At 40.3% G+C, this 19,648-nt stretch carries 4 protein-coding genes; 3 read left to right on the top strand and 1 reads right to left on the bottom strand.

The window, feature by feature from the left end; all coding sequences use genetic code 11:
* Positions 1-190 precede the first annotated feature (190 nt).
* Positions 191-2,782 (bottom strand): NACHT domain-containing protein, encoded by a 2,592-nt coding sequence (locus tag BCL90_RS10785; RefSeq protein WP_121283979.1) that lies wholly within the window; start codon positions 2,780-2,782, stop codon positions 191-193.
* A 245-nt stretch (positions 2,783-3,027) separates the two neighbouring features.
* On the opposite strand from BCL90_RS10785, the gene BCL90_RS10780 reads away from it, so the two are divergent.
* The 3 genes from BCL90_RS10780 (at position 3,028) to BCL90_RS10770 (ending at position 19,598) form a co-directional block, all read left to right on the top strand.
* Positions 3,028-16,488, top strand: coding sequence for an Ig-like domain-containing protein (locus BCL90_RS10780; RefSeq protein WP_121283978.1), 13,461 nt, complete (start codon positions 3,028-3,030; stop codon positions 16,486-16,488).
* Positions 16,489-16,525: 37 nt separating this feature from the next.
* The gene (locus BCL90_RS10775; RefSeq protein WP_121283977.1) at positions 16,526-17,527 is read left to right on the top strand and encodes a PorP/SprF family type IX secretion system membrane protein; all 1,002 of its coding nucleotides are present in this window, start codon (positions 16,526-16,528) and stop codon (positions 17,525-17,527) included.
* Between the two features lie 70 nt (positions 17,528-17,597).
* Positions 17,598-19,598 (top strand): OmpA family protein, encoded by a 2,001-nt coding sequence (locus BCL90_RS10770; RefSeq protein WP_121283976.1) that lies wholly within the window; start codon positions 17,598-17,600, stop codon positions 19,596-19,598.
* Positions 19,599-19,648 lie beyond the last annotated feature (50 nt).

The raw sequence follows: 19,648 nt of genomic DNA, 5'->3' as shown, positions 1-19,648 counted from the left end.
TGAAAAACTGTCTTAGCCCCATTAGCCCCGGTTGAAGCATTTACCCTGCAGCAACGAGGTACGAGGAAGCGAAGCGTAAACGCGAAAAACGGGAAGAAATTTAGTGTTTTGTACAGGCCTTGCGCTCCAAACCGTAAAAAGTTTTTAATTAGGAATAAAGAGACTTATAGTTTTTGGAGGAGAAAGCCTTTTATTGGTTTTGGTGCCTGCGGTAAGATTTTAAAATCTTAAAGGTATGATCGAACTCATGACTGCTTAGGTTAGAATAATCAGGCATGGAGAGTTTATGCGTAGCTAAAAAGTTCAGGAGTTCTTTAATAACACTTGATACCTCTTCCGATTCTTCGGTATGTTTTAGGGTATCGATCTTACTTAATAGTAAGGTTATTTCTAACATCTTAAAATTATTCTTTCGGGTAATACTCAAGCCGATATTTGTTTCAATAAGTGCTTGTTCGTAATGATGTGTGGCATTATAAAAGCTGGCTTTAAAAACATTAAAGCTGGCCAATATAAAGTTAGTGTAATAGGTATAATCGCTACTGATGATTTTATCTACGAATTGCATAATGCGCTGCGCTTTTTTAAAATAGTTGAGCTTGATGTAAGTTTGCCCTAAATGAAGCAATAAAAAAGGAGAAAATACCGAATATCTTACGTAAAAAATATTGGGGTATTTACTCAATATGGCCATAACAAAACGGTGGCATCCTGCGTAATTTTTCTGAGAAAATAAGGCATTCAATACCAATCTGTAGGAGAGTATTTCGGCAGAGGTGATCTCTTCATTTCTCCGTGGTTTACTTTGATCTATCTCCTGGCAAAGTTTTACAATTTTATCTTCGAGGCTTTTGCTCTCTTTAGGTTTATTAATCAGGTTATTATAAAAATAAAGGATTAAATCGTAAGGATTAATCGGAAACAGTTCATTTAATCTTTTATAATTTCTCTTTAACAGCTGCATGGTATTGGCTAAAGCAACTTTATCTACATCAATAAGATTAATGTTGCATTCTATTACATGCAGCATAATCTGAATGTCTTCATTCAGTACATTTTCCGAGATGTTTTTGATGGTTTCTTTATACAGGTTGCCCATGGTTCGCCCTGTAGTCATAAGGTCGATAAAATCGGTACCAATGCTCAACTTATTAAAGGTAGAATTGGGTTTGCTGAGTTCGTATTTCGATACAGAGCAAATAAAATCAAAAGCACTGTTTTTTTCACGGTTAGAAAATGGCAGTTTAAAGATGTTCTTTAAAGCAGCAATTTCGTTACGGTTGATAGCGAATCTGATCGACCAGTTAAGGATATGATCTCTTTGGGAATTTTGACCAGGGAAACTGTTTAAGATGTGTTCGAAAAATGGTTTACCTGGTTTATATTCAAATTTATCGGTAATCTGTATAAATAGGAAATAGGTATAAATATCGTCGTTTAAAAAGCGGACAATTTCTGTAGGAATGGTTGTGCTTAACCTTTTTTCCTCGATGATAATGCCAGCATTTAAAAGTTCTTCGTATGCATCGGGATAACAATTGATGTAGCTCAGAATTTCTTCTTTAGAAACCCTTAATTTCTTATTTCCTTCTGAAATGGAATCGCTTATTTTTTTGAGGAGAAATATTTTTTCGGTGCTTTTTTTTGCCATAAATACGCGCCTCTCTAAAAAATAACTAATTAATTCATAACATAACAAGGGGTTATTCAGCTCAAGGTGCTGTTGCTCATCTTTGAGTTTAAAATACACCTGTAACCAGAATGGTGTTTTAAACTGGTTTAACAGAGGCAAACTTACGTCTGCCCGGTTGATAATCCTATTTTCTATTTGGCTTAAGGTGTAGAGTACTTCCTCAACATTTAACGATGGTACATTACTTAGGGTGTCTTCATCATAAAATAAGCCCATATACCAGGCCTTAGTTAAAGATGCAGAACCATAAATAGCAGGCTGAAGATTAATCCAGCTATCAGTTCGCAATCCAAATATGAGCTTAACAAAATTATTTTCTTCTATGCTATATAAGAAGTCTATAAATGCTTTAAAATGATGACTTCTGGCTAAATGTCCATCAATACCGTCAACAATAATAATAAAACGGCCTTCCCTCTTTTCAGGATTTTTTTTAAAAAAACTGATTAATTCGCTAAGGTTTCCAAATTTAAATTCTTTTAAAAACCACTCTTTTAAATTACCTCCATTTTGAATAATGGTATTAAGGCTCGCAGAGTTAATTAGTAAGACAATATCGTTTTTATAAAGGGCATTTTCTGAAAAGAAAAAATGCTCTACCATGTGTGCAAGTAGTATCGATTTCCCCTGACCCGGTTGGGCACTTACGGTTGTAAACTGGTAATTGTTTTTCAAGAAATAGTCAAAGTCAGGATAAAAAAAACTTCTATTCGCGGTAGTATTAAATGGCACACCTGAGTTATTTTTTTTAGCAATTAACGATACTTCTGTAATGGCATGTGCTTTTAGCTTTAAATCCTGCCAGATACTTTGAACAGAGGTGGTTTGGTTTTTCTTATCCTTACAAAAGGAGTCCCAATCGTTATAACCTATATACTGCGACAAGCTATTTAAAGTAAATAACGAGAATTTATGTAATGTGTTCGCAAAGCCAAAGAATCGTTTGATCGTCGTTTCACTTACGTAGTTTTTGGTTTCCTGATATACATACTCAGAAATAATTTTACAATGAGCCGGGTCGATATTTCTCAAACCTGATTTTAAAAGGACAAACTTCCGGAGTTCGATAAGGAGGTCGTTAGCGTTCATTAATTAACAGATGGGATGACTTCAGCTAATGTCATCATAATTTCACAATTGAAGAAATCCATTCACTCAGAAAGCCTTGTATGAATAAAATGAATGAAATGCGACAAGATAAAAATGAATAGTAATGGATAGGATAGGTAGCTATTCTAGATTTAGATTTGTCATGATAATATAATGTCACTTGATAAAAAATTTACCAAACTATAGTATTAGTACATAGTAAGCCTTCCAAAATAACGCCTGACATGATGAAAACCCGTACTTTCTCATCCCGACTAGGGATAATTCGCAATACTTGTGTTGCATTCATCACCCTATTAACGCTCTTCTCCGCCAAATCGTATGCTCAAACTAAAATTTTTGCAAATACCGTATCTGCTCAGAGCAGAGTGGACAATGCGTTAAATGCAACTTTAAACGACAATACGTTTGCTACGGTTAATTCGTATGGCGGAATTGCCGTTGGTATAGGCTCTTATAGTGGCGAACTGGAATTAAAATATCCGGCAGCTGTAGCTGGAGGAGTAACATCTTATATCAGAATAGATTTTGACGGAGATGTACTGAACAGTTTATTAGGGGGAAGTTTAGGAACTTTACTGGCTAATGTAGGCGGAACGGTAGTTCTTGGAAACCATTCATTTCAGGTGGGCGCCAGAAACGGTGCTTCTGCAGTTCCCCCAATCGGCGGTAACAGTGTTAATGGATTTTCTTCAGATAACCTGCGTTTGGTAAAAGATGCAAATGGTTTTTTTTATATCGCAATAACTCCCACACAGGCTTATGATAGGGTATTTATAAAAGATGTAACCAATGCACTTTTGGTTTCAGTTGCTAATAGTACAAAGGTTTATTATTCTTTTTATACTTCTGGTACTGATCCTTGTGCCCAGGCATTTGCTACCGGTTATGAAGGAACAGGGATTACGCTTGATGCCTTACAGCTGGGAAGTTCTGGCGTAACAAATAGTGAAAGGGCAATAGATTCAGATCCAAATAATTTTTCTCAACTCAGTTTAGGTGTACTTGGCGTGGGATCATCCATTAGCCAAAATTTCTATTTTGCAACAGCATCAAATCCTGGTGAAGATATAAACCTGCGACTTAGCGCTTCTCCTGCATTACTAACGGCAGGTCTTTTACAAAATATTTCTATAACCGCATATAATGGCAGTACCCAGGTATATACAGGCTCATTCCCAACTACTTTAAATCTGGATTTATTAGGCTTACTAAATAGCGGGCAACCAGTATCGATACCTTTTTCTCCAGGTACAAATGTAGTGTACGACAGGGTGAAGGTTACATTGGGATCTGTAGTTGCGCTAAACCTTACACAAACCATCAATGTTTATGGGGTAATTCGCTCTGCGGGCAGGCCAACGCCAGCAAGTACAGCAATTGCTGCATGTTATAATACTACAGTAGCTTTAAATGCTACTACTCCAAATGCCAACGAATTAAGATGGTATGAAGCAATAGAAGGAGGAACAGCGTTACAAACAGTTGCTTTTAATGGTACTTTTACTACACCAGCATTAACGGCTACTAAAACTTATTATGTTGCTGCAGGAAGAGTAGGCTGTACAACCGAATCGGCAAGAATACCCGTTGTAATTACCGTAAATCCACAAATTATTTTTAATGGGGCAACATTAATAAATGCCACTCCAGGTTTTGCCTATGCTAAACAATTAGATGTAGCTACAGGTGGAACAGCGGGTTATACTTATGCCCTGGCTGCAGGAAGTACATTGCCAACAGGCTTAAGCTTGTCATCAGCTGGCGTAATTACCGGAACATCAACCGTAGCCAATGCTTACACTTTTTCTGTAGTTGCAACTGATGCCAAAGGTTGTAAAGCAACCGCGAATTATAATTTAACGGTTACCGCAGCATTGGTACTTACACCGGGCGCATTACCTGATGGTTTAACAGGAACTGTTTATCCAACACAGACTATACCAGCCGCAACTGGTGGAACAGGACCGTACACTTATACCGCAACAGGTATTCCTCCTGGCTTAACTTTTAATCCAACAACAAGAGAAATTACCGGAACACCAAGCCAACCTGGAATATATACGATACCAGTTACGGTTGTTGATGCAAACGGTAATACCATTACTTCCAGCTATACCATAAAAATTACTGATCCTTTATTGTTACCTGCAGCAACATTAGCTGATGGCACTACAGGAACAGTATATACTACACAGATTATTCCAGGTGCAACCGGAGGAACTACGCCTTATACTTATTCGGCAACAGGTGTTCCTCCAGGTTTAACTTTTAATCCATCAACCAGGGCCATTACCGGTACACCAACAACACCAGGAACGTATACCGTACCCGTTACGGTTACAGATGCTGATGGAAAAACGGTAACTACAAATTATAGTGTTATTATAAATAACCCATTGGTATTACCAGCGGCAACTTTGCCAGATGGAACAGAGGGCACTACTTATGCTACACAAGTTCTCCCGGCTGCAACAGGTGGTGTTGGTCCTTATACGTATGTAGGTGCTAATCTCCCTGCCGGATTATCGTTTAATCCGGCTACAAGAGAGATTACTGGTACACCAACCCAGGCAGGTAATTATGTAATTGGTGTTACAGTTACCGATAGCCAGGGTAAAACAGCCAGTAACACTTATCCAATTAAAGTAAATGGTACCTTAACTTTACCAACAAAAACTTTACCTAACGGTATTGTTGGTACTTCTTACTTACCGCAAACATTACCGGCTGTAACAGGTGGAGCGTCTCCGTATACTTATGCAGCAACAAACCTTCCTCCGGGATTATCTTTCAACCCCACAACAAGAGAAATTACCGGAACACCGACGCAAGGTGGTACTTATAATGTTGCTTTAACTGCTACAGATGCTAACAATAATAAAGCAACAACGACTTATGCCATAACCGTAACAGTAAATGCGCCGCTTGTGGCTTCAGCTACGGTATGTACCGGAAGCACTGCTACTTTAACAGTGAGTAACCTACAGGCTGGTGTAACTTATAACTGGTATGCCTCAACAGGAAGTACACCATTAGTAACTGGCAATAACGGTACTTTTGTGACGCCTGCAGTAAGTTCAGCAACTGTATTTTATGTAGAAGCTGTTTCCGGAACAGCAATCAGTTCGAGAACATCGGTTACAGTTTCAGTTAATCCACCTGCAACTTTAGCCACAGTTACGACTAATAACCAGGTAATCAACTCCGGACAAACTACAACTTTAACCGCTATTGCCGATGCTGGAAATACCATTGCCTGGTTTGATGCTCCATCAGCGGGAACACAGGTTGGAACAGGAACTTCGTTCACTACGCCAGCCTTATCTGCAACCAAAACTTATTATATAGAAACCACAAGCAACAATGGCTGTAAAAGTGCAAGCCGCGTTCCGGTAACTGTAACTGTAATTAACGGCGGCGGCGCAACAGCTTGCAATGCAGCAAACAATCAGAATACTGGTATTAATGGGATCTGTTTATTATGCGCTATAAATGGCGCAGGTAACTCTACTGATGCCAATGCAAACAACTTCACCAGGATTTCTCTTGCTGTAGGCGTTACAGCAACAGGTTATCAACAATTAATTTTTCCTTCTACAGGTGTTGCTACAGATAGCATCCGTTTAGACTTAGCTTTACCAACTGGTTTAGCCGATGTTGGTCTTTTAAATAATGTAACCATTACGGTATTAAATGGTACTACAGTTGTAAAAACAGTTCAATTAGACGGCGCATTATTAAGTCTTCAACTATTATCAGGCAATCGTTTTGCAGCAACTGTTTTAGCGGGTGGCGCTTATGATAGGGTTCAGGTAAGCTTTGGTGCACTGGTTTCCGCTTTAACAAGCTTAGATATTTATGGCGCAACGGTAGTTTATCCAAACCCAACATTTATAGCTGGTGCACAATCGATCTGTTCAGGCAGCACTGCAACATTAAGTGCAACTGCAAATGGTGGTACAACCTTAACCTGGTTCGATGCGCCAACAGGTGGAACACAAGTGGGAACAGGCGCAAACTTTACTACTCCGGCATTAACAACAACAACTACGTATTATGTTCAGGTAACTAAAGGGACCTGTTCAAATACAACAAGGGTTCCGGTAGTTATTACCGTTAATCCGGCAATTGTATTTGCAGGTACAACTTTAACAAATGCAACAATTGCCTCTCCATACAGTAAGCAGCTTCCTGTTGCTTCTGGCGGAACACCAGGTTATACTTATGCCTTAGCTGCAGGTAGTACCTTACCAGCTGGTTTAACTTTATCGCCAAGTGGCCTGATAAGTGGAACGCCAACTGCCACAGGTAATCCAACATTTGATGTTGTAGTAACTGATACAAAAGCTTGTAGTACAACTGCAACATTCACTTTAACTGTAACGCCAGCCTTAGCTTTAGCTCCCGGAGCATTGCCTAACGGTGTAACAGGCGCACCATATACAACAAACGGAATTCCAGCTGCAACAGGTGGAACTGGTCCGTATTCATATACGGCTACTGCGCTTCCTCCGGGTTTGACTTTTAACCCGGTTACCAGAGAAATTACGGGCACGCCTAATCAAATCGGAACATTTACTATTCCGGTAACAGTAACCGATGCTAATGGCAATACGATTACAGCTAACTATACGCTTAAAGTAACCGATCCGTTGGTTTTACCTGCGGCTACTTTAGCCAATGGAACAACTGGCACAGTTTATCCTATCCAAACTATTCCATCTGCAACAGGTGGTTCAACACCTTATACTTATGCTGCAACGGGTCTTCCTCCGGGATTAGCTTTTAATCCGGCAACACGAGAAATTACCGGAACACCTACCCAATCCGGAACTTTCACCGTACCGGTAACGGTTACTGATGCTGATGGAAAAACAACAACCAATAACTATACAATTGTAGTAGTTGATCCTTTATTGTTACCGGCAGCAACTTTGCCTGATGGAACAGAAGGAACAGTTTATGCCACGCAAACCTTGCCATCGGCAACCGGTGGCGTTGGCCCATATACTTATGTAGCAAGCAATCTTCCGGCAGGGTTAACTTTTAATCCCGCAACTAGAGCAGTTTCTGGAACGCCTACACAGGCCGGAAATTATTCTATCAGTCTTACCGTTACAGATAGTGAGGGCAGAACAGCAAGTAATACTTATGCACTTAAAGTAATAGGTTTATTAACATTACCAGGTGCTACTTTACCTAACGGTATTGTAGGCACACCTTACCCAACGCAAACTTTGCCAGCGGTAACCGGTGGAACAGCACCATATACTTATTTAGCTTCAAACCTTCCTCCAGGATTAAGTTTCAATACCGCAACAAGAGAAATTACAGGAACACCAACTTTAGGTGGAACCTTTTCAATTTCTTTAACTGCAACAGACGCAAACGGAAACAAAGCAACAACAACTTATAGCTTAACTGTAACGGTTGATGCACCAGTGGTTGCTGCAGCAACTGTTTGTGCTGGAAGTCCGGCTACACTAAGTGTAAGCAATTTGCAAGCTGGTGTAACCTATAACTGGTATGCTTCTACCGGAAGTACACCATTGTTTACTAATAACACAGGTGTTTTTGTAACTCCTGCAGTAACCGCTCCAACCGTATTTTATGTTGAGGCAGTATCAGGAACTGCAGTAAGTTCAAGAACCGCGGTTAACGTTTCTGTTAACCCACCAGCAACTGCCGCAACCGTAACTACGAACAACCAGGTAATTAATGCAGGTCAATCTACTACCTTATTGGCAACAGCAGATGCTGGAAATACCATTCAATGGTACGATGCTGCTACAGGTGGAACACAGGTAGGTGCTGGTACTTCATTTACTACCCCAATATTATCGGCAACTACTACTTATTATGTAGAGACTACAAATGCCAGCGGTTGTAAAAGTGCAAGCCGCGTACCAGTAACTGTTACTGTATTAAACAACGGTGGTGGCACCGCATGTAATACTGCTAATTCGCAAAACACAGGTATAAACGGAATTTGTTTATTGTGCGGAATAACCGGAGCCGGAAACTCTACTGATGCAGATCCATCTAACTTTACCCGAATATCGTTGTCAGTAGGTGTTGGTTCATCAGGTTACCAGCAATTAATTTTCCCTAACGCTGGAACTGCAACTGATAGCATCCGTTTAGATTTAGCTTTACCAGGTGGTTTATTAGATTTAACGGCACTGGGTAATGTTACTGTAAACGTATTGAACGGATCAACAGTGGTTAGATCAGTTCAATTAAATTCATCATTATTAAATCTTCAATTACTTTCAGGTTCTCGTTTCGCGGCTACCATTTTAGCCGGAGGTGTTTACGATAGGGTACAGGTAAGCTTTGGTGCATTAGTATCGGCATTAACCAGTTTAGATATTTATGGTGCTACTGTAATTTATCCTAATCCAACGGTAACAGCGGGTGCACAAACCATTTGTGCAGGAAGTACGGCAACTTTAACTGCAACAGCAAATGGTGGTACGACATTAGCCTGGTACAATGCCGCAACTGGTGGCACACAATTAGCCACTGGCGAAACATTTACTACATCAGCATTAACTGCTACTACAACTTATTATATTCAGGTAAGTAAAGCAGGTTGTCCAAACACAACAAGAGTTCCGGTAACTGTAACCGTTACACCAGCATTACCCACACCAGTATTGGCAACAATTGCCAATGTTTGTGAGGGATCATCAGCAACGTTATCAGTTGCCAATCCAGATGCTGCAGTAACCTATAAATGGTACGATGCTGCGGTAGGTGGAAACCTGGTTTTCACAGGCGCAGTATTCCAAACTCCGGCCTTAACAGCCGCCACTACTTATCATGTAGAAGCATCACAAGGAAACTGTACAAGTGCTGCACGTGCAGCAGCTGCGGTATCAGTTAATCCCCGTCCGGTGTTACCTGTAGTAACTGCCAATTCATCAACAGTGGGTGCAGGACAAACTGCAATTTTAATGGCTAGTTCTGCAGATCCAACCAATACTTTCAATTGGTATAATTCTAATACTTCAACTATACCTGTTTATGTAGGTGCTACTTATGTTACACCGCCATTGTTTGCTACTACAACTTATTATGTAGAATCGGTTTCTACCAATGGTTGTACTTCGGCAAGCCGTGTTCAGGTGACCATTACCGTTGATGGTAATGGATCGCCAAACCCAGTACCATGCGAAGCCGCAACAACACAAGTTGGTGGTGTTACAGGCGTAGCCTTATTATCAGGTGTATTTAACCCAACTTTAGCGATTGATAACGATACCCAAACCGCATCTTCATTGGTTATGCCTGTTGGAGCGCTTGGAGCATCAGTTTATCAGAGGGTTGGTTTTGGGTCACTATCTACTGTTGGTGATACCGTGCGTGTATTGGTATCATCGCCAGGAAAATTATTGTCGCTGTCGTTATTAGGGAACGCTTCAATTACTACTTATGTTGGAACAAATAGCAATGGTGATTCGAGACTGTTAAACAATAACTTATTAAATGTTCAGTTGTTGAGCGGTAATACACAGGCCTTAATCACTTTTGTTCCAACTAATGTTTTTGATGGAGTAGAAGTAAGATTAAACTCAGGTGTATTGGGTGCATTAACTTCGATCAATTTAAATTACGCACAACGCATTTTGCTTGCGCCAACCGTAACAGCTGCTAACGTTACTGCTTGTTTAGGCTCAACCGCTCAATTGCAGGTAAGTAATCCATCAGCAGGTTTAACCTACAGGTGGTACGATGCTACTGGTACTTACCTAAGCGGTAAAGACGGTGTTATCTTTACTACCCCAGTTTTAACAGGCGATACTAAATTCTATGTTGCTGCAGTTTCTGCAACAGGTTGTGTAAGCTACAAAACAGTAGTAAACGTTACTACAAACCCTGCACCGGTAACACCTGATCTGCTTTCGGCATCGGTTAATACCTGTCCGAATACATCAGCTACCTTCCAGGTTAAAGATCCAATTGCAGGTACAACCTATAACTGGTACGATGCTGCGGTAGGTGGAAACTTAGTATTCACTGGCGATAACTTTACAACACCTTTAATTACTGCAAATACCAGTTATTTTGTTGCAGCAGTTAATGGCTGTGGTTCTTCATCAGCAAGAACAGAAGGTAAAGTTATTTTAGGAACTATTGATGTTCCGGTAATTACACCGCCATCTATCACCATCAGTGAAGGTGCTGTTGCGGTATTAAAGGCAACTTCTGGTACAGCAGGTGCAACCATTAACTGGTACACTACTGCAAACGGTACAGTTCCGGTACATACTGGTGAAACGTATGTAACACCACAATTAAGTGCAACAACAACTTATTATGTAGAGGCTACCATACCTGGAGGCTGTACTGCAACAAGCAGGGCAACCGTAACGGTTACTGTTATTCCTAATGGTACACCGGTAACTACGCCTTGTGGAGCAGCTATAGCAACAGTTGCAAGTGGCGTAACTGGGGCAGCTGTACTAGCCGGTGTTTTCAACCCTACTTTTGCGGTTGATAATGATATTAATACCGGATCCAGTTTGGTTATCCCAGTGGGATTACTTGGTGCATCTGTTTATCACCAGGTTGGCTTTACAGGATTGTCAAATGTAGGCGATACCTTAAGAGTGAAGATTACCACTCCAGGAACATTGCTTTCGGCAGGAGTATTAAATAACTTAACCGTAACTACTTTCCAGGGTACAACCAGCAATAACGATGCGGTTTCTATTGCTAACCCATTAATTAGCTTAAAATTATTATCTGGCGGTACATCTGCAATATTAACTTTCGTTCCAACCAGTAAATTTGATGGAGCAGAACTGAGATTAAGTTCTGGTTTGTTAGGGGCATTAACATCTGTTAATTTAGATTATGCACAACGTGTAATCACCACGCCAACAGTTAATGCTGTTACGGCAAGTGCTTGTCAAGGTTCATCCGCAACATTAAGTGTGCAGAACCCACAAGCAGGCGTAGTGTACAAATGGTACTTAGGCTCAACTTATCAGACAGGAAAAGATGGGGCAACTTTCACAACAGATCCTGCCTTAACTGCCGGAACTTATACTTATTCAGTAACGGCAACTGCTAATGGTTGTGAGACTCCGGGAACCAAAGTAACAGTAACTATTTTAACTCCGCCAGTAGCGCCCATTCCATCAACTAATAACCCCGCCACAACTTGTATCGGCTCACCTGCTACCTTAAGTGTGCAAGCCGTTACAGGAGTAACTTATAACTGGTACGATGCGGCTGTAGCCGGAAATATGTTGGTAACCAACAACAGTAGCTTTACTACATCTACATCCCTCGCAGCAGGAACATACGATTATTATATTGAAGCCGTAAGCGGAGCGGGCTGTTCAAACGCTACACGTGCTAAAATTTCTATAACCGTTAATCCATCTGCGGTTGCTGCCGATTTAACAGTAACCGGAACTACATCATTGTGTGCTTCTGGAATAGCAGTACTTACTGCGGCCAGTACAACAGTAACCAGTCCGGTGTTTACCTGGTACAGCGATGCTGCTTTAACCCAGGTAGCTTTTGTAGGTGCAGTATTTAATACACCAGCCATTAGTGTAACTACCAAATATTATGTTACTGTTAGTGGAACAAATAAATGTGCAAACACAGCTGGTAATGCAAAAGAGGTTACGATAACAGTAAGCCCTGTTGCCACTCTGGCTGATATAAACTTATCGGGAACGAGTACCATATGCGGTGGCGCTTCAGTTACTTTAAATGCAACAAGTACAACGGTAACCAACCCGGTGTTTACCTGGTACAGTGATGCAGCTTTAACTACTGTAGCATTTACCGGGGCTAGCTTTGTTACGCCAACGCTTAATGCCACAACCACTTATTATGTAACGGTTAAAGGCGATAATAAATGTGAGAATACTGCAGCAACCGCTAAACCGATAACCATTACGGTTAATCCGGCAGCAACTGATGCAGATATTGCCATTAACGGAATTACCTCAATCTGTAAAGGATCTACAGCAACACTGTCTGCTTCAACAACAACAGTAATTAACCCCGTATTTACCTGGTATAGTAATGCTGCTTTAACTACAGTAGCCTATGTTGGCGCTAGCTTTACTACACCTGCACTTAATGCAAACACTACTTATTATGTAACTGTTAAGGGTGATAATAAATGTGAAAATTCACCAGCTAACGCTAAGATAGTTACCGTAACCGTTAAGGATTTTGCTACCGCTGCAGACATTGCAGTAAGCAATGCCCAAATCTGTTCGGGTTCTGCCGTAATGTTAATGGCTTCGAGCACCACGGTAACGCAACCAGTGTTTACCTGGTACAGCGATGCTTCGTTAACCAGCGCGGTATTTACTGGCCCAACGTTTACCGCAACCGGATTAACAGCCACAACTACGTATTATGTAACGGTTAAAGGTACCAACAAATGCGAAAACAGTGCTGCAGATGCTAAAGCGGTAACTGTAACGGTTAATCCATTGGCCACGACTACTGATATTATCCTTAGCGGAAGCACATCAGTTTGTGCAGGATCATCTGCGGTATTAAATGCAACATCGCCAACAGTAACCAACCCGGTATTTACCTGGTATAGTGATGCCGCCTTAACCAATGTAAGTTTCATTGGTGCAACTTATAGTACGCCGGCATTAACCAGCACAACCACTTATTATGTAACTGTAAAAGGTGATAATAAATGTGAAAATGCACCTGGTAACGCAAGGGTAATTACTATTACGGTTAATCCTGTTGCAACTGCTTCCGATATTACAGCTGATGATGCAGCCATCTGTTCAGGATCGGCTACTACTTTGGTAGCCAGTACTACAACAGTAACAAACCCAGTCTTTACCTGGTACAGTGATGCGGGTCTAACTTCAGTAGCTTATGTGGGTACATCATTCGTTACCCCGGTATTAACGGCAACAACTAAATACTATGTTACAGTTAAAGGTGATAACAAATGTGAAAACTCAGGTATTACTGCAAAAGTGGTAACTGTAAATGTGAATCAGAGTGCAACTGCCGCAGACATTACTTTATCTACACCAGCTTTAGTGTGTGGATCGGGTACTGCAGTAATTAATGCAAGCTCAACAACAGTAACCAATCCAATATTTACCTGGTATAATGATGCTTCATTAACAAGCGTTGCCTTTACCGGACCAATATTTACTACCCCGGCATTAACCACTACAACCACTTATTATGTAACCGTAAAAGGAACTAACAGATGTGAAAACGTTGCAGCAAATGCAGCAGCAGTGACCATAAAAGTTAACCCAATAGCAGTTGCAAGTGATGTTATGGTAAGTGGATCAAGCAATATATGCGGAGGATCTGCAGCAGTACTAACGGCAAGTAGCACAACAGTTACCAACCCGGTATTTACCTGGTACACCAACGCAACTTTAACTGATGTGGCTTATATAGGAGCAGTATTTAATACACCAGCATTAACAGCCAATACCACCTATTATGTTACGGTTAAAGGTGATAATAAATGCGAAAACAGTACAGCCACAGCTAAGTCTGTTAATATTGTAGTTAACCCTGTAGCTTCTGCAACTGATGTTACTGCAGCAGATGCAACGATCTGCGCAGGCTCATCAGCAAGTTTGGTGGCGGGCACCACAACAGTAACTAACCCGGTATTTACCTGGTACAGCGATGCTGCTTTAACTACACCAGTATTTACGGGCGCATCCTTTAATACACCAGCGTTAACCGCAACCACTAAATATTACCTCACAGTGAAAGGTGATAACAGATGCGAAAGTTCTGCTGCAAATGCAAAAGTGGTTACCGTAAATGTTAATGCAGTCGCAACAACAGCAGATATTACCTTATCTACACCAGCGAGTGTATGTGGTTCTGGAACAGCTGTGATCAATGCCAGTTCAGCAACAGTTACCAATCCTGTATTTACTTGGTACAACGATGCTTCATTAACAAGTGTTGCCTTTACCGGTCCCATATTTACAATGCCGGTATTAACTACTACAACAACGTATTATGTAACGGTTAAAGGCGATAATAAATGTGAGAATACTGCAGCTAATGCTAAAACAGTAACCATTACTGTTAACCCAATCGCTGCGGCAACAGATATAGCTGTAAACGGATCAACATCGATATGTGCCAGTTCAGCAGCAACATTGGCTGCTACAAGCACAACAGTAACCAATCCAATATTTACATGGTATAGCGATGCTGCACTAAACACAGTAGTGTTTACCGGCCCGGTATTTACTACCCCGGTATTAGCTGCAAGCACAACATATTATGTAACGGTTAAAGGCGATAATAAATGTGAAAATACTGCAGCTACAGCAAGAGCGGTAGCCATTACTGTAAATGCGTTACCAAACAGCCCGGTAGTATCTGCTCCAAACGGAGGCATATGCTCAGGAGATGGAGCCACACTAACAATAGCCAATGCAGAGGCAGGTGTTACTTACGAATGGTACGATGAAGCAGTTGGAGGTAATTTATTATTTACTGGTACTACATTCAATGTAACAGCTTTAGCTGCAACAACAGATTACTATATTTCAGCAAACGGAACAGGTGGGTGTAACAACAACGGAGGCCGTGTTAAAGTAACAGTAGCAGTTAACATAAAACCAACTATACCAACAGTAGCATCTGCATCAGTTAATGTATGTATAGGAAGCTCAGCTACATTAACAGTTACAAGCCCTCAAACAGGTGTAATGTATAACTGGTATACAGCAGCGGTAGGTGGAACATTGGCAGGAACAGGTGTAAACTTTACAACACCTGCGGTTAATGCAAACATCACTTACTATGTTGAAGGAGCAAATGGCGCCTGTATCTCATCATCAAGAACACCGGTAAATGTAATTGCCTTACCAGTACCAGTTGCGCCAGCATCAGTAACAGCAGCAAATGGAACACTTTGTTCAGGTAGCTCAACTATATTAACTGTAAATAACCCGGTAACTGGATTAGTTTACAGATGGTACGCTGCAAGCTCAGGTGGAGCGGTATTGGCAGAAGGTATAACTTTTACCCCACCAAACTTAAGTGCTACTACCATTTATTATGTAGAGGCAGTAGCAGTAGGTGGCTGTGCAAGTCCAGCAAGAACAGCAGTTACAGTAACTGTACTGCCGGTATTAGATAAGCCAGTAGTGGTGGTACAAAGTACTACATCAAACAGTGTAACGTTTGCATGGGCTGCGGTTGCAGGTGCTACAGCATATCAGGTTTCATTAGATAATGGTTTAACCTGGATTAATCCTACAGGTGGAGCAACTGGAACAACTTACCTGGTATCAGGCTTGAAACCAGATCAAAATGTAAGTATCCTGGTAAGGGCAAAAGGTCAGACCGAGTGTGAAACCAGTCAGAACGGTTCAGCAACTGGTAAAGCAGCTAATCCTTTTGAAGATCAGGTTTATATACCAAATGCATTTACACCAAATAACGACGGTAAAAACGATATATTCTTAATCTACGGTAATACCATATCAAGCGCGAAAATGAATATTTATACGCAATGGGGTCAGTTGATATTCCAATCAGACAATGTAGCAAATGGATGGGATGGAACCTTTAAAGGTGTAAATCAGCCAATCGGTGTGTATGTGTACATGGTTGATATTACATTCACTAATGGAACAACATCAATGAGAAAAGGTACAGTAACGCTGATTAGATAAGAAGAGGATTAATAATAAACAGATAAAACCAAAGACCATGAAAATACTATCGGCTTTAAAAATATATGTTGTAGTGCTGGGATTGCTGTTGTGTACAGCCAAGTCCTTTGCGCAAACCGATCCACATTTTTCGCAATACTATGCAAATCCGTTATACCTTAACCCGGCATTAACGGGAGTAATAGATGGCGATTACCGTGCAACTGTAAACTTTAAACAACAATGGAGTGCGCTAAACAGTTCTTTTTTAACAGGTGGAGCATCTTTCGATATGGCTCCCAAAAAGAACCTGGCATTTGGTGCAACCATTTTAAATCAAAGGGCTGGAGAGCTGGATTTTAACTACCTCTCTGCCCTGGTATCAGGCTCGTACCGTTTGCGGTTTGGTGCCGAGGGCTTGCAGATGGTGAGCTTTGGCTTACAGGCGGGTATAATTAACCGTAGTTTCGATTTCTCTCAGGCCAGGTTCGGTAATCAGTTTAATCCAGTTTCAGGTTATGATGGTGGTATGATAAATAGCGAAACGCTTTCTTCTCTATCATCGCTGGTTCCCGATATAAACGCAGGTATTATGTTCTTCGATGGTAACCCGAACAAAAGTGTAAACGTTTTCTTAGGCGCAAGTGCAGCACACTTAAACCGCCCCATGGATCGTTTCTCTGGCTCAAATTCACGTATTCCGGTTCGTTTTACTGTTCATGGTGGGGCCAGAATCAAGGCTTCTGATTTGTTGGATATTGTGCCTAACGCATTATTTATGTACCAGGGTAATACAAACGAAGTTTCGTTGGGTGCTTATGCACAGCTTAACGTTAATCCATCCGCAAATATTTTATTTGGAGGTAACTACCGTAATAAAGATGCGGCAATTGCCTTTGTTGGCTTACAATTAAAGAATATGGTATTCGGCTTAAGTTACGATGTAAATACCTCTACTTTTAACCGTGCCTCTAACAGTAACGGTGGTTTAGAGCTTTCCATCTCGTTAATTGGCCGTAACGGTATCATTGGTCCAAACTTCTTTTGCCCACGATTATAATTATTCAAATGAAACTATTATGCTTTAAAACCAGGATAGTTTCATCACCATTGAAAACAAGTTTAGAAAGATGAAAAAAATATTACTCTTTTTGTTAGTGGCATTTGGCGGTTTTGCAAACGCACAGTATGTGGTAAATTATAAAAAAGTTGCAGATACTTATTTCGAAAATAAGGATTATTATGCGGCATCTACTTTTTATAAAAAAGCCTTAAAAATTACCGGCGATAGTACCCAGGCCATTTTACCATATGGTAAAGAAAGAAAAGTAGCCTCTGATGATAAAGTGATAGAAGATTATGAAGGATCGATTTATAACCTTGCAGAGTCCAGTAGACTCTATAGGGAATTTAATGAGGCTGAAAAATATTATGCTATAGCGATAACATTTACGAATACACGTTTTAGGAAGGCGCTGTATTATTATGCCGAAAGTTTAAGAGCAAATAAAAAATTTAATCTGGCTATTGATGCTTTTCAACAGTTTATCGAGAAAAATCCTGGCGATGCTTTAGCTAAAGAAGCACAAAAGGAAATTGAGTCGTGTAAGTTTGCAATCGAAGAAATGCGCTTTCCACGCATAGTACAGGTTAAAAAAGTACCTGGCAATGTAAATGGTTTAGGATCTAACTATGCGCCCGTTAAAATCAATAACGAATTGTATTTCACTTCATCACGTCCGGTTGCTGTGGGGAATAAAAAAGATATGGTTAAAACAGATGCAGGAGAAATTCAGGTATCAACTAAGACCAATCCATTCATCAACAATATCTATGCAGCTAAAGGCGAATTAGCTTCGGATGATATAGCAGTAAGAAAAGTCGATATCAATTTTCCTAAAAACATGGAAATTGCTGCGGTTACTTTTACCCCTGACGGAAATACAATGTACTTTACCGCCTGGAAGGATAAAGAAAAATATGCTATTTACTCTTCTAAAAAAACAGGCGATAAATGGGCAGATCCACAACCCCTTGGTTTACAGGTAAACAGTAGAGATTTTAATTCTTCACAACCTTTTGTAACCAGCGATGGTAAATTCCTTCTTTTCTCGTCTGATAGAAGTGGTGGTTATGGTAAATTCGACCTTTGGTATTGTACTTTGCGGGAAGATGGTTCATTAGGACAGGCTGTAAATTTTGGATCAGCAATTAATACCGGAGATGACGAACGTGCACCGTATTACAATTCATTAACCAAAAAGTTATTGTTCAGTACCGACGGACGTATTGGTTTCGGTGGCCTTGATTTTTTTGAGTCAGAGGGCGATCTGGTAAATTGGTCTGAGCCCAAAAATCTCGGTTATCCGTTCAACTCATCAAAAGATGATCTTTACTTTACCGCAACTGATGATAAAGGAACAAAAGGATACATTAGTTCTGATCGCGAATCATCGTGCTGTTTGGAGGTGTTTGAAGTGAAAAAAGAATACCTTTCTATAGCAGGCCTTTTAACCGATTGTAAAACTAAATTGCCTTTGGCAGGTACCAATGTAACTTTAACAAATGCAGAAGGATCGCAGAAAATAACTACAGGTAACGATGGGATTTACAGTTTTAAAGTAGATTCCAAAAGACCGGTCAAATTGCTTTTTGCAAAAGATAATTATTTCTCAATTACTAAAAACTACATTTACGAAGAACTGGCAAAGGCAGACACCTTGATTTATAAAGATTATTGCTTAAGCCCTTTCAAATTGGGTATCCCGATAACTCTGGATAATGTTTATTACGAATTTAACAGTACAGAACTTACTGAGCCTTCTAAAAAAGTATTAGATTTCCTGATCCCGATTATGGAAGATAATCCTGAAATGGAAATCGAACTAGGTTCTCATACTGATAATATTGGTACAGATGAGTACAACTTAGACCTATCGAACAGAAGAGCTAAATCCTGTACAGATTATTTGGAAAGTAAAGGAGTTGCCGCTGCCAGAATGACTTCTAAAGGATATGGAGAATCGATGCCAATTGCGCCAAATGAAATTATTGTAAAACGTAAGAAAAAAGATAATCCTGAAGGAAGAGCTAAAAACAGAAGAACAGAATTTAAAGTGACCAAAAAATAAGATATACTAACATCCTTGCTAGCCATCTTTCTGAAAAGAAGATGGCTTTT

Source organism: Pedobacter alluvionis (genome assembly GCF_003664035.1).
Taxonomy (GTDB): Bacteria; Bacteroidota; Bacteroidia; order Sphingobacteriales; family Sphingobacteriaceae; genus Pedobacter; species Pedobacter alluvionis.
Note: the sequence above shows the minus strand (reverse complement) of the source record. Positions and strands in the feature narration are given on the sequence as shown.

What these genes read in the sequence shown, in the direction of transcription:
- BCL90_RS10775 (WP_121283977.1), top strand. Translation starts at nt 16,526, where the DNA reads ATGAAAATACTATCGGCTTTAAAAATATATGTTGTAGTGCTGGGATTG.
- BCL90_RS10785 (WP_121283979.1), bottom strand. Translation starts at nt 2,782, where the DNA reads ATGAACGCTAACGACCTCCTTATCGAACTCCGGAAGTTTGTCCTTTTA.
- BCL90_RS10780 (WP_121283978.1), top strand. Translation starts at nt 3,028, where the DNA reads ATGATGAAAACCCGTACTTTCTCATCCCGACTAGGGATAATTCGCAAT.
- BCL90_RS10770 (WP_121283976.1), top strand. Translation starts at nt 17,598, where the DNA reads ATGAAAAAAATATTACTCTTTTTGTTAGTGGCATTTGGCGGTTTTGCA.